Source organism: Chloroflexota bacterium, from assembly GCA_016219275.1.
In the GTDB taxonomy this organism is placed as follows: domain Bacteria; phylum Chloroflexota; class Anaerolineae; order UBA4142; family UBA4142; genus JACRBM01.
This window is the reverse complement of the sequence record JACRBM010000016.1, coordinates 91,773-109,371: the sequence shown is the minus strand read 5'-3', so window position 1 is coordinate 109,371 and position 17,599 is coordinate 91,773. Positions and strand designations below refer to the sequence as shown.

13 protein-coding genes are annotated in these 17,599 nt (G+C 53.5%); all 13 read right to left on the bottom strand.

The annotated features are described in order from the left end of the window. Positions 1-89 precede the first annotated feature (89 nt). Entirely contained in the window at positions 90-1,043 is a 954-nt protein-coding gene (locus HY868_02980) for an ABC transporter ATP-binding protein (GenBank protein ID MBI5301074.1), read from the bottom strand. Further along, positions 1,040-1,867, bottom strand: coding sequence for an ABC transporter permease (locus tag HY868_02975; GenBank protein ID MBI5301073.1), 828 nt, complete (start codon positions 1,865-1,867; stop codon positions 1,040-1,042). The genes HY868_02980 and HY868_02975 overlap by 4 nt, the downstream gene beginning before the upstream one ends. Positions 1,868-1,951: 84 nt before the next feature. Next, the gene (locus HY868_02970) at positions 1,952-2,953 is read right to left on the bottom strand and encodes an ABC transporter permease (protein MBI5301072.1); all 1,002 of its coding nucleotides are present in this window, start codon (positions 2,951-2,953) and stop codon (positions 1,952-1,954) included. A gap of 69 nt (positions 2,954-3,022) precedes the next feature. Beyond that, positions 3,023-5,005 carry an ABC transporter substrate-binding protein gene (locus tag HY868_02965; protein MBI5301071.1) on the bottom strand — a complete coding sequence of 661 codons (1,983 nt, stop codon included), beginning with the start codon at positions 5,003-5,005 and terminating at the stop codon, positions 3,023-3,025. Between the two features lie 135 nt (positions 5,006-5,140). After that, positions 5,141-6,679, bottom strand: coding sequence for a DUF5605 domain-containing protein (locus tag HY868_02960; GenBank protein ID MBI5301070.1), 1,539 nt, complete (start codon positions 6,677-6,679; stop codon positions 5,141-5,143). A gap of 54 nt (positions 6,680-6,733) precedes the next feature. Continuing rightward, positions 6,734-8,143, bottom strand: coding sequence for a fucose isomerase (locus HY868_02955; GenBank protein MBI5301069.1), 1,410 nt, complete (start codon positions 8,141-8,143; stop codon positions 6,734-6,736). 111 nt (positions 8,144-8,254) lie between these two features. Further along, positions 8,255-9,208, bottom strand: coding sequence for a sugar-binding transcriptional regulator (locus HY868_02950; GenBank protein MBI5301068.1), 954 nt, complete (start codon positions 9,206-9,208; stop codon positions 8,255-8,257). Between the two features lie 133 nt (positions 9,209-9,341). Then, positions 9,342-10,832, bottom strand: a complete 1,491-nt coding sequence (gene glpK, locus HY868_02945; GenBank protein MBI5301067.1) for a glycerol kinase GlpK — start codon at positions 10,830-10,832, stop codon at positions 9,342-9,344. Continuing rightward, positions 10,829-11,776, bottom strand: a complete 948-nt coding sequence (locus tag HY868_02940; protein MBI5301066.1) for a transketolase family protein — start codon at positions 11,774-11,776, stop codon at positions 10,829-10,831. Before HY868_02940 ends, glpK begins: the two co-directional genes overlap by 4 nt. After that, entirely contained in the window at positions 11,760-12,599 is an 840-nt protein-coding gene (locus HY868_02935; protein MBI5301065.1) for a transketolase, read from the bottom strand. The genes HY868_02940 and HY868_02935 overlap by 17 nt, the downstream gene beginning before the upstream one ends. A gap of 566 nt (positions 12,600-13,165) precedes the next feature. Further along, the gene (gene pgmB, locus HY868_02930; protein ID MBI5301064.1) at positions 13,166-13,843 is read right to left on the bottom strand and encodes a beta-phosphoglucomutase; all 678 of its coding nucleotides are present in this window, start codon (positions 13,841-13,843) and stop codon (positions 13,166-13,168) included. Continuing rightward, positions 13,818-15,446 (bottom strand): hypothetical protein, encoded by a 1,629-nt coding sequence (locus HY868_02925; GenBank protein MBI5301063.1) that lies wholly within the window; start codon positions 15,444-15,446, stop codon positions 13,818-13,820. Before HY868_02925 ends, pgmB begins: the two co-directional genes overlap by 26 nt. Before the next feature lie 57 nt (positions 15,447-15,503). Continuing rightward, the gene (locus HY868_02920; protein ID MBI5301062.1) at positions 15,504-17,522 is read right to left on the bottom strand and encodes an ABC transporter permease subunit; all 2,019 of its coding nucleotides are present in this window, start codon (positions 17,520-17,522) and stop codon (positions 15,504-15,506) included. Positions 17,523-17,599: the final 77 nt, after the last annotated feature.

The window sequence follows — 17,599 nt, the reverse complement described above, 5'->3', positions numbered from 1 at the left end:
AATTCAGTCTCTCGCAAAGGCGCAAAGACGCGAAGAGTTTTTCTTTCTTTGCGGCTTGGCGGCTTTGCGTGAGTCTTAGGGACAAGCTCTTAAAGAAGCTTTTCGGCGCAGTGGCACGCCGCCCAGTGCCCAGGGCGGTACTCGATCAACTCCGGTTCTTTCGTCCGGCAGAGTTTGGTGGCTAACGGACACCGGTCGGCGAAGCGACAGCCGCGCAAATCATCCCACAAGCTGGGTGGTCTGCCAGCAACCCCTTGGCGTGTGTGTGCGTCGCCAATCGTCGGCAGGGATTCGGTCAAGAGTTTGGTGTACGGATGCAGCGGTCGCTCGAACACGTCACTCGAATCGCCGTACTCGACCGCCTTCGCCGCATACATGATGAGCATCTTGTGCGTGATTTGATAATGCACGCCCATATCATGCGACACGAAAAAGATCGTGTTCTTCATTTTTTCTTGCAGGTTCATCAGCAAGAGCAAAATACCTTTTTGCACGACTACATCCAGCGCAGTCGTCGGCTCGTCCGCTAGGATAATGTCCGGCTGAAAGAATGTCGCCATCGCGACCATGATGCGTTGGCGCATCCCGCCGGAGAGTTGATGCGGATACGCGTCAATCGCTTCGGACGGCAATCCAAGTTCTTTCACATACGCGCGCACTTGATCGAGCACCTCGGCTTTGCGTTTTCCATTGTGAAGAAAATCAACAAACTGCTCTCGGATGCGAATGACCGGGTTGAGCGAACTCATCGAACTCTGTGGGATGTACGAGATGCGCTTGAACCAATAATCGCGGATATTCTTTGTTGTAACGGGTTCGCCTTTTTCGGTACAGAAATTGTACTCGACGCTGCCGGTTGGAAGCGAGAGCGGAAAGCCAACGTCGCCGTAAATGACTTTCATCAAGGTCGTCTTGCCGCAACCCGATTCACCGGCGACACCCAAAATAATTCCGTCCGGAATTTCAAGCTGAACGCCGTCCACTGCCGAGACTTGACCACGCACCGTGGTGTAGTTTGCCACGAGGTTGTTCAGTTTGATCATGAGTGTCCTCGTCGCGCGGCAAACAATTCATTATAGCCAGTCGAAGTGAGAAAGAGACCCAGGAAGAGCAGAACCGTCGCCACCACCGGCGCAACAATCCAAGGATATTGACCGGTCAGCATCGCATTGTAGTTGAGCGCCCAAAAAATGATCGAACCCATCGTCGGGACGGTCACGTTCGAAAGCCCGATCACCGCCAGCGCCGCTTCGGTATTGATCGCGTACAAGATCGTGTTGATGAAACCGACGACCATGTATGCGTAGACGTACGGAAAGACTTCTTTCGAAATGATACCGAACATGCCCGTTCCAGAAAAGCGCGCCATGTTGATGAACTCGCGTTCACGGACGGACAGCGCCATCGCGCGGACGGTGCGCGTATTCCACGCCCAGCCGAACGCGACCAGGATCAACCACACGCTCAAGAATGATGATCGGCCTCGGACGAAGGTGCTTAAGGTGATGAGGATCGGCAAGACGGGGATGGTGATGAACGAATCGGTGATGAGCATGATGCCCCGATCGACCCAGCCGCCGTTATAGCCGGCGGTCAATCCGACCAAGGATGAGATGATAGTGGTACAAATGCTGACGGATACGCCGAGCAGCAGAGAATTCCGAATCGAGAAGACGAGATACCAGAAAATGTCCTGCCCCAAGGAATTCGTGCCGAGCAAATGATCCTGGCTCATCGCCAAGTTCTTAAAGTACGTGCCCTGCGCGGTCGGATCCTCTTGCGTAAAGAAGGGCAAAATCGTACCGCCCAGCACAAAGATCGCCAGAATGAAAATCCCAATTTTGAGTCGAAGGTTCGATTTCAACATTGCGCCTACTTAACCACTGTCAGTTTTGTGCGTAGGGGCGCACCCTTGTGGTCGCCCAACCTGGGCAGGCACAAGGCACTGCCCCTACTTGTATCGAATCCGTGGATCGAACAGCGGATATAAAAGATCGATTGCCAGCGCCGTGGTCGCCACCGCAACAATCGAAAGCGAGAGCGTGCCATAGATCATGTTGTAATCGCCGTTGCCAATCGCCGAGCGGATGAGCGAGCCCACACCTGGGTAAGAAAATAGCATCTCGGTCAGGATCGCGCCATTAAAGATCATGCCCATGTGAAGAGCGAGCGCCGTGATCTGAGGCAGAAAGGCGTTTCGCCAAACGTAATGAATCATGATCGTAAAGGGCGGCGTGCCTTTCAAGCGCGCATAGTTGACGAACGCCTCTTCCTTGGTCGAATACGCCATCGCTTTCATGCCCAGCACATTCCAACCAAACCCAGCCAGCACAAGCGCCATACCGGGCAAAAAAGAATTGCGGAAAATTTCGCCGACCTTTTGCATGGTCAATGCGCCAGGCATAATCGTCGTAGACAGAGGAAAGATTGGCCAGATATAGGCGAACAGAATGATGAGCACGAGCGCCAAGATATAGTACGGGATGGGGTAAAGCGTGACGCCGATGACTTCCAACACCGTCGCGATTCGTTTGTTGTGAAAGAAACCGGCGAAGAGTCCGATCAAATTTCCGGTCGTCCATGCCAGGATCGTCGTCATGGTGAGCAAGCCCAGTGTCCAAGGCAGCGCGGTTGCAATATACTCGGACACGGGTCTGGGATAGCCCGCGAGTGATGGACCAAAGTCGCCGGAGATAAACACGCGCTTGATAAAGCCCAGGTATTGCGATGGAAGACTGCCCGTGAGACCGTACAACTCTCTCAGTGACGCGCGAAGTGATTCGACATCCTCCGCGCTCAAGGTCTGCCCGGCTTGATACTGCATCCGCCCGATGTAACCTTCGATGGGATCGCCCGGCATAAAGCGCGGCAAGAAAAAAATGATCGTGATGCCGGTAAAGAGGACGACCAGATAAACCCCCACTCGCCCGGCGATGTACTTGATTAGACCCATGGCACTTTCCACCTGTTGACAGACCTTCCAGGTTTCTGCAAACCTGGAAGGTCTCAGTTACGTTCAACGTTACCGTTTCCCAGTCGGCTTGATGTTGACGATCATTTCCCGGGCAGAACTCCACCAGGAATAAGGAACCGAGTAAAAGTTGTCTTGTTTCGGAAAACCGGTCCAGTAATACTCGTTGGTCGGGATCGTCGTCGGAATGTTCATGATGCCGATCCACGCCATGTCCTTGACGAACTCTTTGAGGAGCTCCTGCCCAATTTCGCGAAAGCGCGCCGAATCGGTCGGCAAGGTTTGTGCTTCAGCCGCTAAAGCGTGCGCCTTGGTATTGTTCCAGCGAAATGGATTGCCGGTGATGGGAGTCGTGTCGTTGGCTGGTTTGAGATATTGCGCGCTGATCGTGCGCCACGCATTCACGTAATTGGCGGTGAAGGTGCAACTCGTCCACATCAATTCAGTTTGGAGTTGGCTGTTGTTGTTCTGAACGGATGTGTGCTCGGCTTGATCCACTTGGCGCGCGTTCACCTGGATGCCAAACTTTTTCCAGGAATCCGCCATCGAGAAACCGATGCGCTGCATGACCTTGTTCCAGTCGCCGGGGATGACGAACTCCAATTGCCACACACTGCCGTCGGGCTGCAACCATGCGCCGGCGCTGTTCTTTTTGAAGCCGACCGAGGTCAACAGCTTTTCGGCTTCTGCCACATCATACTTCCACCAGCCGACGCCAAACGCTTCGGAGAGTGCTTTGTCGCCTTGAGGCAAGGCAGACGCAGGCTGTCCCATCTTCTGAAGCCGGGCGGCAAGCTCCGGTGAAAAGTTTGCGTTGAACGGTTTGTAGCCATCGGAGAGCGCAAAATCTTTGAGCCAGGGCAACAGCGGCTCAAAGTAGAGTGGTCGCAGAATTTCCGTGTCCGCCATCGGAAGCGGAGATGCTTTGAATTCGCCGCTCATCGAGTTGACGCCAACGCTCTGCAGATCGAGCGAGAGCGCCAATGCCCAACGCACTTCCGGTTTATCGAGCGGCGATTTGTGCTGATTGATGAGCACGCCGTACGGACAGGCGTCGTTCATGTTGTGATACGGCATGGTCTTCGAAAAGGTGGTGACTGCCGGATTTTTTGCCTGCGCGGCTTTGATACTATCCGGACTCATGAATGTGTCAACATCGTACTGATTCTGAATGAACGCCAACAAGCGCGTTTCTTCGGGACCGAAATCTTTGTAGAGGACGTACTTGGGCTTGGGTTCGCCCATCCAGCCCCAGGCGGAACGCTTCCAATCCTCGCGGCGTTGCCACAATGCCCAGTAACCGTTCGGATCGAACTGCTTGAGTGTGTAGGGACCGAGCGTGACCGGATTGGTGTTGCGGAACGTGATCACGTCGGCTTGCTTTTCGTAAACGTGCTTGGGGAGAATCGTCAAGTTCGCGCCCCAGGTGTACGTTCCAAAGACGGTGATGAAATCGTACTTGGGCCCTGTCGTCTCGACTTCGAACGTATAGTTGTCGATCTTTTTCGCGCTCTTGACGTAGTTCGAAATCGTCCGCGCGCCGCCGAGGGTGATCTTGTCTTTGTTCTTCAAGATCGTTTCCAGCGTATAGACGACGTCATCCGCCGTGAACTCGACGCCATCACTCCAGTAGATGCCTTGTTTCAGCTTGACGCGGAATTGGGTGTACTCTTTGTTGAGGACTTCGGGAAAATCCGCGGCGAGTTCATTGTACGACTTGCCGGTGCCCGTGTCCATTTCCCAGAGATAACCCCAGGCGAGTTCGCGAAAGCCGCGCCATTGGGCGTACGCCATGAGGGGATTGTGTTGGTCGGGATTGGCAGTCTGCCGATCGAACGTTTGAAAGATCAATGTCTCGCTGCGCGGCGTGCCGACATCCGTCATTGCTCCGGCAGCAGGACTCGCCGGCGCTTGAGTCGCCGCGACCGGCGCTTTGGTTGGCTCAACTGCCGGCGCTGCCTGACATCCGGCGACGATCAATCCGAAAACCAGGAACGCAAGCAGCAAAGCCGATGTACGAAAGATGCTACGCATTTTCTCTTCTCCTTTTCTCTTCCTCGAAAATCAGATAGACCGATAGCATCGCTTGAAAAACAAGTGTGTTCTCTTGAGTGGACCTCCTTCCTGGGTTTGTCATTTCTCGCTCCGCTCGAAATGACAAAAGATGGGCTATGGATTCTTCTCGATTCTGATCGCCATGAATTTCTTGCGCGGCAACTCGACACGCACTTCGCCGCTCGCCGCTTCCGCGAATCGATCAATCGTCATGTTCCATGTGTCGATAAGGTCGATCCGGTAACGGCCCGGCGGCAAAGTAAAATATCGAAAGCGCGGTTGATGCATTCCAAAGTAAAAGAGATAGTAATCTGTTCCAACATGCGACGCGACTTGATTGTTCGATGGACCGCCCGGCACAATCCACTCGCTCGCATTGCTCCTGCCGACGGCGCGGCGCGGCGCGGGAGAGAGTCCGGGCGCGGGAACGGCTTCAATGATTTCTCTCAGGAACGCAATACGCTTGACGCTTTCGCCGCACAGCATTCCACCCTTGGACCACCACAAAATTTCCGCATCATTAACGTACGTCTCGCCGTGTCCCACATAACCGCCCGCCGCAAAGCCGAGCCAGAATCGCTGCACCATCTCTTCGGCGGAGAGATCGCCCCAGGTCAGATGAATGTCGCCTTCGTACCCGCACTCGTCCACGACAACCGGTTTGCCGTACTGCTGCAACCAAGTTGAAACTTGCAGCAAGTCGTGATGCTGAATGCTGCAATGCGTGACCCAGGGTTTGCCGTGATCGTAAAAGCCGCGGCAGTTGTGAATCGAGCGCAAGTGATCGTACGGATCAGAATCTTGAATGAGTTGGAAATAGTGATCCCAATTGGCGAGCGTGAGATGAAACATAAGGTCGTACTCGTTCGCAAACGACCACCAGAGATTTCGAAACGCGGAAATCCGCGCGGCGAGATATTTCAAGTAGCGCTCGTTCACCTCGGCAGGCATTTTGTCAAAGCCCCACGCGCCGACATCGTACGGATGGAACAAGATCAGATCGGCTTCGATGCCCAGTTCGCGCAAACCGAGGATGCGTTTTTCGAGACGGCGAAAATATTCCGGATTGAAACGCGTGAAATCCCAAAAGTCCTTGGGCGCAGGCGCGCTCAAATTTCTGAGATTCGCCGGATCCCACGGCTGTTTGACTTGTCCCTCGAACGGATAGCACGGTGGTTCGTTGAAGTTGAATGAATAACGCTTGGGGAAGACGCACATCCGCATTTTGTTGAAGGGCGCGGTTTTCAAGGTGGCGAGCGTCTGTTCTTCCAACTCGTCACCCTGAAGATTCCATACGTAGCAGGTCGTACCGACCGGATGATACGGCGCGCCATCTGCATAAGCAAAGTGCGACTGATCGATCACACGTACAGGTCCGTGATTATTTTCTGCCGGCGGCGTGCATTCGAAATTTCCACGTTGGTTGTCGAGCGCACCGAGGTTGCTGTGCGTCACAAAACGCCACGTTCCTTCCATGTCCGGCATGAAACGGATTTTGTACACATCGCCGCCATCGTAAAAGCCGGCGACGCGCACGGTGCGATGATTGTGCGTGAACTCCGCTTCGAGTGTCACGTCCAAAAATGGATTGCCGGATGTTTGCGCTTTCAAATCGAGTTCAAAGTAATTCCATTTTTCGATTTGCTTGGTCATGGTGTCCTTTTCTCAAATGTACCAAGGTGACTTTGGCATCTTTGGCATGTTTGGCTATTTTGAATGATGGTAAACGTCCCATCCCAGGTACGTCTCGAATGCTTCCGCCAATATGCCGGCGGTGTGGGATGCCGTCATCGCAACGTGATGTTCGTATCCGTTCTTGCACACGTACTGCAATAATTTTTGCAAGCCATTGACCTTGACCACCGCGCGACTGCCGAACGTGTTCAAGGGATCATCGGTGAATTCGCCATCGCCCGCATACGCTTTGATGACGCCGTGCTTGTCATCCGTCGTAATCCGCGCATAACTCATCGGACCGGGCGGGACTGCGCCGTCGAGTGCGCCGTACGTGTTTTCGACGCCGACGCTCGTGCCAATGATGGGCGCATTCGACATTTTTACGTCGGGATAAAAACTCTTTGCCCAGTTGCCGCAGTGGAACAGCACGCACTTGTCGGGATCGTCCGCGTAATTGTTGTTCCAATCCACCAGCCCCGCCGGTTTGCCCGACGCGAGTTGCAGCGCGTACATCGAAGCGACGCCGGTCACATCCACTTCGCACGCGCTCGGCAGCAACTGATCGCTCATGAAACTCATCAGCGTGCAAACGTTGACACCGTAATTCTTTTGCAGCGAAGTCCAGCATTGAATCGCGCTCGCCTGCAAGTCATTCGCCTGCATCCAATCGTCAATCACCACGCCAAGCTTCGCTTGCTTGACAATTGCCGGCGGCGGTACTCCATCTGTCGGGACGTATGCGCGAATCGTTTGCAATTTATCTTTGACCTTGGCATCGTCATCGCCGAGCCGCGTGGCTTTGCCGAAAATTTCTGATAGGTCAATCGTCGAAACGCTAATGCCGGAGGCTTGCAAGAGTTTTTCAGAAAAGCGTGTGGTGTTGAAGGCGTTGGGGCGCGCGCCAATTGCGCCGAGCCGCGCATTGCGGAGTTGGTTCACCGTGCGGCACACGCCGACGAATTTGCGTACGTCGTCTTTGAAACTCGCATCGCTCGGATGAACGGTGTGCAGCGTGGTCAGCGAATATTTGAAATTGTATTGATACAAATTATTGCAGACGGAAAGTTTGCCGCAAAAGGCATCGCGGCGGCGTTCGACATTCAAACGATCGAGGTCGTCGGGGTACGCTTGCACCAGAATCGGTACGTCGAGTCCCGACAATTTGATCGCGTCCGCTACGCCTTTTTCATCGCCAAAGTTGGGGAGAATGACGAGAATGCCGTCAATTTCGTCGCGATGTTGTTTGAAGAGGTCGGCGCATTTTTTCGCGTCGGTGTACGTTTCGACCGCGCCAAGTTTCGTATCTGTTTCGCCAAGGAGGATCGGATGGATGTCGAGTTCATCCAACACGGCGAGAACATCGCGGCGTCCTTCGCCGATCAGTACATCCGGAAAAAAATCTCGGTTGCCGATGATGACACCCAAGGTTGTTTTGTTCATGGGCTTTCCTCCAGTCACAGGTCGCAGGTCGCAAGTCACAGGTCACACGCATCACGCATCACGTTTTACTTGTTTACTTGTTTACCTGTTTACTTGTTCACATTTCACTCATCACGATTGCACCAATTTTTCCGCGGTAAAGTGATCCGTGATCAACACATTGATCCAACGTCCTTCTAGCGCACCGCGAATCGCGGTGAGCTTGCGTCGTCCCCCGGCGATGCCCACCGAGCGTTTCGCGCGTTGGAGTTGCTGGAGCCGCATCCCGATGACGCGTTTATCCAGTGCCGTGTTGACCGGCTTGCCATGCGCGTCAAAAAAGCGCAAGCAAATATCGCCGACCGCGCCATGCGCCTGCAACGTCTCCAGTTCTTCTTTTGAAAAAACGTTTCCGCTGCTCGCAAGAAGTTTCGACGGTTCGAGCGCGCCAATGCCGACCAACGCCATGCTCACGTGATCGAACAACTCGGTTGTCTCGCAGACAAATTTATCGTCGGCTAGTACTCCATGCGCGCTCGCCGACCCGACCACGCCGGGCGCGGGTAGAAACTTGGCTTCACCGTGGAATAACGCGGTCAATCGGGAGGTCATGTGATTCGCATGGACTTCGGCGGTGGGATTGCCGACGCCGCCCAAGATCTGAACAATCTTGACGCCGGAGAGACGCGACAGTGGGTACATCGAATCAACCATCGCCAGCAAGGTCGCGCTCCACGATGAAATGCCGACGACCTCGCCGCGCTTGACCGTGGTCTCGACGTAGAATGCCGCCGCCGCGCCAATATTCCTGAGCAATTGATCGTCGTCGTCGTTTTCGCAATCGACCACGACCACATCTTTAAGGTCGTACGTTTTCCGCAGCGTCTCTTCAAGTTCTGGGTAGGTGCCTTGGGGCGGCGTAATCGCGATGCGGATGATCTTTTCTTGTTCGGCGCGTTTCAGCAACCGCGAGACAGTCGCTTGCGAGATATCGAGCATCGTCGCGATCTCGGGTTGATTCATGGCTTGCTCGTGATAGAGCCGCGCCACCTTCGTCATCAAACGTAACTCGTCAACACGTGACATATCAAATCATGCTCCTGATGCGTAATTCGTGATGCGTGAAAAATAAAACGTAAAACGTAAAACGCAAAAAGTAAATCCGCGTTTGTCCGCCCCTTCGACTTTGCTCAGGGCATGGTTTGTCCGCGTCCAATTGTTATGGCGTTTCAGGATCGAACATCGTTCGCGCGATGGCGTGCTGCCAACCGGCATACAATTCAGTACGCGCAGATTCGGCGAGGCGCGGTTCGAAGCGATCGGTGGGGCGCGTCAAGCTTTCGATTTCTTTTTCGGACGACCAGAAACCGATGGCGAGTCCTGCCAAGTACGCCGCGCCCAATGCCGACACGTCGCCCGATAAATTCCGGATCACCGGGCGACCGATGATGTCCGCCTGGAATTGCATCAAGAGATCGTTACGCGTCGCGCCGCCATCGGCGAGCAACACTTGCAAGCGCGAGCCGGACTCAGCATGCATCAGATCGAAAACATCGCGCACCTGATACGCAATCGCTTCGATCACGGCACGCGCCAAGTGTGCGGCGGTCGTTCCGCGCGTGAGTCCGGTGACCAGTCCGCGCGCCGCAGGATTCCAGTACGGCGCACCCAAGCCAACAAAAGCTGGGACGATGTAAACGCCAGCCGCGTCCGGCACACTGCGCGCGAGTTTCTCAATTTCGTCCACGGAATTTTCCGCACCCAGGATTTGCGATAACCATTGCACCGCAGAACCGGTCACCGAAATATTTCCTTCGAGTGCGTACGTAGCTTGGTCGCGCTGCCAGGCAATCGTCGTCGAGAGTCCGCGCGTCGAATGAATCGGCGCTGGGCTGGGCATCATTAACGATGAACCGGTGCCATAGGTCGCCTTGACCGTTCCTGGGTTGAAACTGGCGTGACCGAACAGCGCAGCATGTGAATCGCCGATCAAGCTCGCGATGGGCAATCCACCCGGCAATGCTCCATTCGCCACGGTCTCACCAAAAATTGCGCTGGATGGTTTGACCTGGGGCAATGCTTGAATCGGAATTCCGAAAATTTCTAATAGTTCTGTGTCCCATTCCAAACGATGAATGTTAAAGAGTTGAGTGCGCGAGGCATTCGTGGCGTCGCACGCGTGAACGCGTCCGCCGGTTAAATTCCACAGAACCCAGGAATCCACTGTGCCCAAACACAGTTCGCCACGTTCCGCGCGGCGGGGACCATCGTCGGCGTGATCCAGCAACCAACGCGCCTTGCTCGCCGAAAAAAGTGGATCGATCGTCAAGCCGGTGCGTTTATGCACCAATGACTCAAGCCCCCGTGAACGCAGTTCGTCGCAAAATGGCGAGGTGCGCCGGCATTGCCACACGATGCAAGGTCCGAGTGGTTTGCCGGTCGCGCGTTCCCACAACAGGACCGACTCGCGCTGATTCGTGATCGCGACAGCGGCAATGTCCGGTTCGTTCGCTTGATGCAGACATTCGTTGATAGCTTGGTACACACTGCTGGCGAGTTCACGCGGACTCTGCTCGACCCACGCCGGCTGCGGATACTCGACTGAAACCGGGCAGGATGATTGCACGACGATTGCGCCAGCCGCATCGACGAGGATAACTTTGGTGTTGGTTGTGCCTTGATCGATCGTGAGAATCATTTTCGCACTCATGCTGTTTGTCGCGCCTCAATCAATTCCAATGCGGCATCGCGAATCGCAATCGGTGTGAGACCGAAATGGTCCAAGAGCCAAGGCGCGGAGCCGGTCGGAGCAAAGACACCTGGGATACCCAAGATGCGCATCGGCACTGGATGCGTGGTGACGACGACTTCGGCGACTGCGCTGCCCAAACCGCCATAGATCGTGTGCTCTTCGAGGGTGACGATTCCATTTGTCTGTGTCGCCGCTTCGACGATGGCATCGCGATCAATCGGACGGACTGTCGCCATATTGAGCACACGCGCATGCACACCGCGTTCGGTTAAGAGCGCGGCGGCTTCGAGCGCGCGCACGACCACGGTCCCGTTCGCAATCAAGGTGATGTCGTTGCCCTCGCGCAAACACGCGGCGCGCCCGATTTCGAATTGGTAATCGGCAGGATGAATGATCGGCACCGGCATGCGGCTGATCCGCAGAAACATCGGTCCCTTGAAACGCGCCGCCGCATAAATCGCTTGCTCGGTTTCGATGGGATCCGCCGGCACAACGACCGTCATGTTGGCGATCGCGCGCGTCCATGCCAGGTCTTCGATGGAATGATGCGTCGGTCCCAATTCTCCGTAGGCGAGTCCACTGCTCATACCGCACAACTTGACGTTCGCATTCGAGTACGCCAGGTCAACCTTGATCTGTTCGAGTGCGCGTCCGGTCAAAAAACATGACGCCGCACAGACGAATGGGAGCTTGCCCCCATTCGCAAGTCCCGCCGCGATGCCGACCATATTTTGTTCGGCGATGCCCACATTGACGAGCCGACCTGGGAACTCTTTGCCAAAGTTTGCCACTTTGCTCGAGCCGATGGAATCGTTGACGACGGTGACGATCCGGCAATCGGTGCGCGCGAGATTCACGAGCGCATTGGCGAACGCATCGCGACAATCAAAGAGTTGAGCCATGACCGTTTTCTCCTAGCTCGTCAAGTGCGACAGTGAGTTCATCCTTGGAAGGCACACGATGATGCCATTCGGCGCGGTCGCGCATGAACGAGACGCCTTGACCTTTGTGCGTGTGCGCGATCACGCAACTGGGCTTACCAGGTTCGAAGGGGACGTTGCGAAATGTGTTCAAGAGCAACGCATGATCGTGACCATCCACTTCTTGCACGGACCAACCGAACGCGCGCCACTTGTCGCCCAAGGGTTCGAGATGCATCGTGCGTTCCGTCGCATCACCTTGTTGCAGGCGATTGCGGTCTATGATCAAAACGAGATTGTCCAGCTTGTAGTGAGCCGCCGCCATCGCCGCTTCCCAATTGCTGCCCTCTTGCAATTCGCCGTCGCCGGTAAGCACAAAGGTGCGCCAAACGGCATCGTCGAGTTTTGCCGCGAGCGCCGCGCCGATGGCGACCGGCAAGCCATGCCCCAATGCGCCAGTATTGGTCTCGACGCCAGGTACTTTGTTGCGATTCGGGTGTCCATTGAGTCGGGAGAGGGGTTGCATAAATGTGTCGAGTTCGTTGAGTGGGATGAAACCGGCTTCTGCCAAGGTGGTGTAGAGCACTCCGGCGCAATGTCCTTTGCTGAGAATAAAACGATCGCGGTCGGGCTTGGCGGGTGCTTTCGGATCAATGTTCAGAATAGAAAAATAAAGCGTGGTGAGAATGTCTGCTGCCGAGAGATCGCCGCCGGTATGACCCAAGCCCGCACGGTTGAGCATAATCAAATTGCGGTGGCGGATCGCATTGGCGCGGACGCCGAGTTCACGCGGATCATTTACCATGTTGCAACCTTTTCTGCCGGATAATTCTGCCAAGCGTACAATTTGCGTTTAGATGTGGAGTTATGAGAGCGCGGGGAGAGTATTGAATATATATTCAATGTAGTATTTATATTCTGATTATATTGGATTTTCTTCCCGGTGTCAAGTACGAATTTGGGGAGGGCGTGCCACGGAATTGTCGGTGAGTCGGATTGCGAAGGCAAGACGATACGGAAAAGCACTACCAAATCGTTCGCGGCGGCGGCGCAATTGCTGCTTTACCGCGAACCCGCAGGCGCGTACGAAATGCAAAGCCGGCATCGCGCTCAACATTAGAAATTGGAAGGAACAATCGCCTTTATCAAGTAATCACAAGAGAACACACGGTTTCCACATTACATTGACCGTACGATTGGTGATTGGAATGGGAAACCACACTTCCAACGTGGATGCGCTTCCTGTCATGTTGAGTTAAGAAATAACAATCCACGCCTGAAAACGACGTGGATTGCTTTTTCTAAAAAATGAGTTTACGCCCAGTGGCACACAACCCGGTGATCGCCACCTGATTCGCCGACTTGTTTCGCTCACGTTTCTTCCTTCGCCTTGAATCTCTTGTTTTCCCCAACCAAGTGGCTCAATAAACCCAGATCCAAGTCCCGGACTGATTTGACCACCCAATCCGCTTCGGGCAATAATGCTCTTGAGCCAATACCTACGGTGGTCATGCCGGCAGCAAGCGCCGCTTGAATGCCCGCTTGGGCATCTTCGAGGACGAGACACTCTGAACAAGCCACATTCAACTTATGAGCGCACAGCTCGAAAACATCTGGCGCGGGTTTGCTGTGTACGACTTGGCTTCCATCAGCCACCGCATCGAACAAATCCGTGATTTCAAGCTTCTGCATCACAAGGGCAGTATTTTTGCTTGCTGATCCAATTGCCGTTTTGATTCCGTGATCGTGCAACTCACGCAATAATTTCCTTGTGCCTTCAAACAAATCCGCCGGAGTAATCTGCTGGATCATCTCCACGTAATAGCGATTCTTCTGATCCGCTAATTCGTCCAGTCGTGCCCCGTCTTTGATTTCAGGAAAGAGCATTCGGACGCAATCTTTCCGGGATACGCCCTTGAAGCGCTCGTTGAACGTTTCATCGAAATGGACATGGTATCGGTCGGCTAGTTTTTTCCAACACAAATAATGAAATCGGGATGTGTCCGTAATCACTCCATCGAGATCAAATATGACCGCGCGTAACCCCACCTTCTTCTCCTTGGCTCACCATCATTTGAACTTGAACCGGCAAGCACCCAATGGGTGTATGCTCCCCAGCCAATGTCTTTACGGCGTAGGTCTGGCAAAGCGCATTGTCAAATCCGTAGATCAATCTGGGCACTGGGATAAATTGTCGCGCGGCATAAGGGTTACCGAATAACACCACCGCCGAAAGCTTGTGAGAAATTGCCTCCATGAAAGCCAGTTGTCTGTTCGTGAGATCGGATGATCCCATGTACGACAGTGATTTGTTGAACGTAACCATGATGATGCTGTCGTACTGGATGGTCACATTCAGCACATGCTCCATTTCAACCTTGCTCGGAAATTCATCAAGCTTTACAAAGTCCGAATCGGCAAATTTTGCTTTCAGTAATTTGACCACCACATCCAAGCCATTCATTTCATAATACAGTTTTCCGGATTCGGGATGGATGAAAGGATTGCCCTGCTCAATAATAAACAGATGTTTTTTGTTTACATCAATTGCTGCACTGTCAACCTGATTCAGCGTCACGGTAATCGCGCGTTTTGCCATTTCCGCCGCCAAATCTTTTTCTTTCTGCGTAATCATCGTCTGGGTTGGCTTTTTCAAAGTGCGATTCTGCGCGGCAATGACTCGGGTTACTGCCGCGTCAATTTGCTGTTCAGAAATACACCCATCCCGGTATGCCTTGAGCATATATTCATAAGCGGTCTGTGCCCCAATCCGGTAATTCGTCATCACCATGTCGTTCCCGGCAGCCAGGGCTAACCGATGACATTCCTCCATTCCGTATAGATTGGTTAGCCCAACCATTGAAAACGAATCCGTCATGATCAATCCCTTAAAGCCGATTTGCCGCAGCAAGCCAACCAATTTCGGGGACAGCGATGCCGGATAGTGTTTGTCAATTTTGGGCACCATGATATGACCGACCATCACCCCAGAGAGGTCGGCTTCCTGCATCGCCCGGATATAGGGATAGAGTTCTCTTTCGATGAGACTCTTCGCGTCTCCTTTTAGATTAACCATCCCAAGATGGGAATCTACATGCGACTCACCAAATCCTGGGTAATGTTTAGCCGTGACCACCATGCCGTGCTCCTGATAACCTTTGACCGCGGCGGTTGCCATGCGCGCAACAAGTTCTTTGTTGTTGCCAAAAGTCCGGGGACCCAGACACGAAGAACGCGGATTCATCGCGATGTCCATGAGTGGACCAAACACCGTATTGTACCCAGCAGACCTGGCTTCAATCGCCGTAATTCTCGCAAACTCATAAGCCATCTCTTCGGAGCCGGTGCTGGCAATCGCCAAAGGTGGAGGAAGCTGGATTTCTCCGCGAGAATATCCAAATTCCATGTCTTCACAAATCAAAAGTGGGTAATCGGCGATTTCATTGTATTCCCTGACTTCATCCCGTTCGTCGCCTTCCAGATCGGAATCAAATCGGCGGAACCTTCCCGCACCATGAATTCCACCAAGAGCTTTGTTCTTGATCAGTGCATGGATATACGCCTTGTCTTTTTTGTTGATGGGTGGTCTAGCCAAAAGCATCTGACCAATTTTTTGCTCGATGGACAATTCGCTCAGCACGAGTGACTTCATCAATAGATCTCCTCAATCCCATTGACTGTTTTTGAATGCAAAGTAGTTGATGCGTGATTAACCCTTGACGGCGCCGGCTGTCAAGCCAGAAACCATATACCGTTGGAGCGCCGTAAAGAAAACGACCACGGGCACTGAAATCAAGACACCTGCCGCCATGGTCAAACCCCACAGCACATCCAGGTCGGTGCGATAATCCTGAATGCCCAATGCCAGTGTGCGTGTGGCGGGGTTGGTGAGGATGGACGAGAAGAGCACCTCGTTCCACCCCAAATTGAAAGCCAGAATCGCAACCGTCGTAATGCCGGGTAATGCCAACGGCAAAATAATTCGCCACAATGCCTGGATCCGGCTTGCCCCATCCACCTCGGCGGATTCTTCGAGGTCACGCGGAATGCTATCGGTAAAGCCGCGCATCAGCCACAGCGTAAACGGCAAGACAAACGCCGTATACGTGAGAATCAAAAGCAGGATGTTGCCCCAGTATACATCTTGCCCGATGAACTTGATGCCCAGCACATCGCGAAAGAGTGGTGTGCGTTGGAGAAACGAAAAGATCAAAAAGTAGGGCAACAAGAATAATACGTGAGGGAATGCCTGTGCGACCAAGACCCCAAATCCAAACGCATCGCGACCTGGGAAACGAAAACGACTAAAGGCATAACCCGCGAGAGTGGCGCAGAACACCGACAGAAGCATCGCTGCCGCCGAAACGAGGATACTGTTTAGGAAAAACTGACCGAGCGGTGCCTGGTCCCACACTTTCACATAGTTGCCCCATTCAAGCGTGACGGGGAACCAGGTCGCCTGACGAATTTCCGATTCACTCTTGAGCGAACAAGTGACGAGCCAATAAACCGGAAACAGGACAAGCAAGAGGAAAAAGCCCAGACCCAGGTATTTGAGGACGCGGACTGCTAGACGTTCACCAAATGCAAGCACTAGCCGAATTGCAAAAACGATAAGGCCGACGCCCAGAAGTACGCCCCCAATCTTGAGCAAGTGGTCGCCCAAGATGATGCCGAGTCCAACTAATGATAGGATAGTGATGCCCAAGCCCAATAGACTCAGAAACGAATGCGCGCGTGGAGCGGATTGTACCGCCCCTTCAATCTCCTGCGGGCGCGTCCAAGCTAGGTAGATGACGACGAAGCCGAGCGCCAAGATCGTCATAATGACCGACTGCGCCGCGCCGTACGAAAAATTGAGATTGGTAAAAGATTCTCGCAAGATGTCGATTGAGAGCAGTGCGGCGGGCGGCGGCACTTGGTAATAGCCACCGCCAAGCATCACGAACGGGATCATGAAATTATTGTATGCCCAGAGTGCGGTCAGCAAGATTAGGATCGTGCCAATCCCGCGCAAGTAGGGCAAAGTGATAAAGCGAAATTTTTCCCACCGGCTCGCACCGTCCATATCCGCCGCTTCAAATAAATCGGCGGGAATCGTTTGGAGGGCGGCAAGGAACGTCAAAAAGAAAAGCGGAAAGCGCGACCAGACCGCACCGATAATGATTGCCCAAAAAGAATTCGCTCCGACCAGCCAAAACATTGGCTCTTTGATAATTCCTAGTTGGGATAAAATGTTGTTGACAATGCCATCACTCAACAACATAAAACGAAATGTGGTGAGCGAAACCACGCCGGGCAAAATAAAGGGGATGAGCATAATTCCCCGGAAAATCATCTGTCCAGGAAATTTGCTGTTGCCCACGAGCGCCGCGCCTAAGCCCAGTACGACGCTCAATATCAAGGTGATGATCACAAACGAAATCGTCACCTGCATGGAACGCATGAATTCCAAATCCATGTTCTCGAATGAGCGCGCGTAATTTTCCATCGCGACAAAGGGCACATTCCAAATGGGCAAGTTGAGCGTAGATTTGTTGTAGCTGCGAAAACTGACCAGCACACCCCAAAGCATTGGAACGAATAGAACAATCACCATCGCTATAACTGCCGGCAGAAGCATACCATAGGCAAGGCGGTGGCGATGCCACCTATGGCGCATCGCGCCTGAGAATCGCCCGCGCGAGTCATTCTTTCGATTCAGATTAGGTGTTATTGTCGTTGCCATATCACTCCATTTCCTTTGGTGATAAATCTTTGGAGGAGTACGACTCTTTTTCACTACTCGCGTAAGGGCTGGCTTGG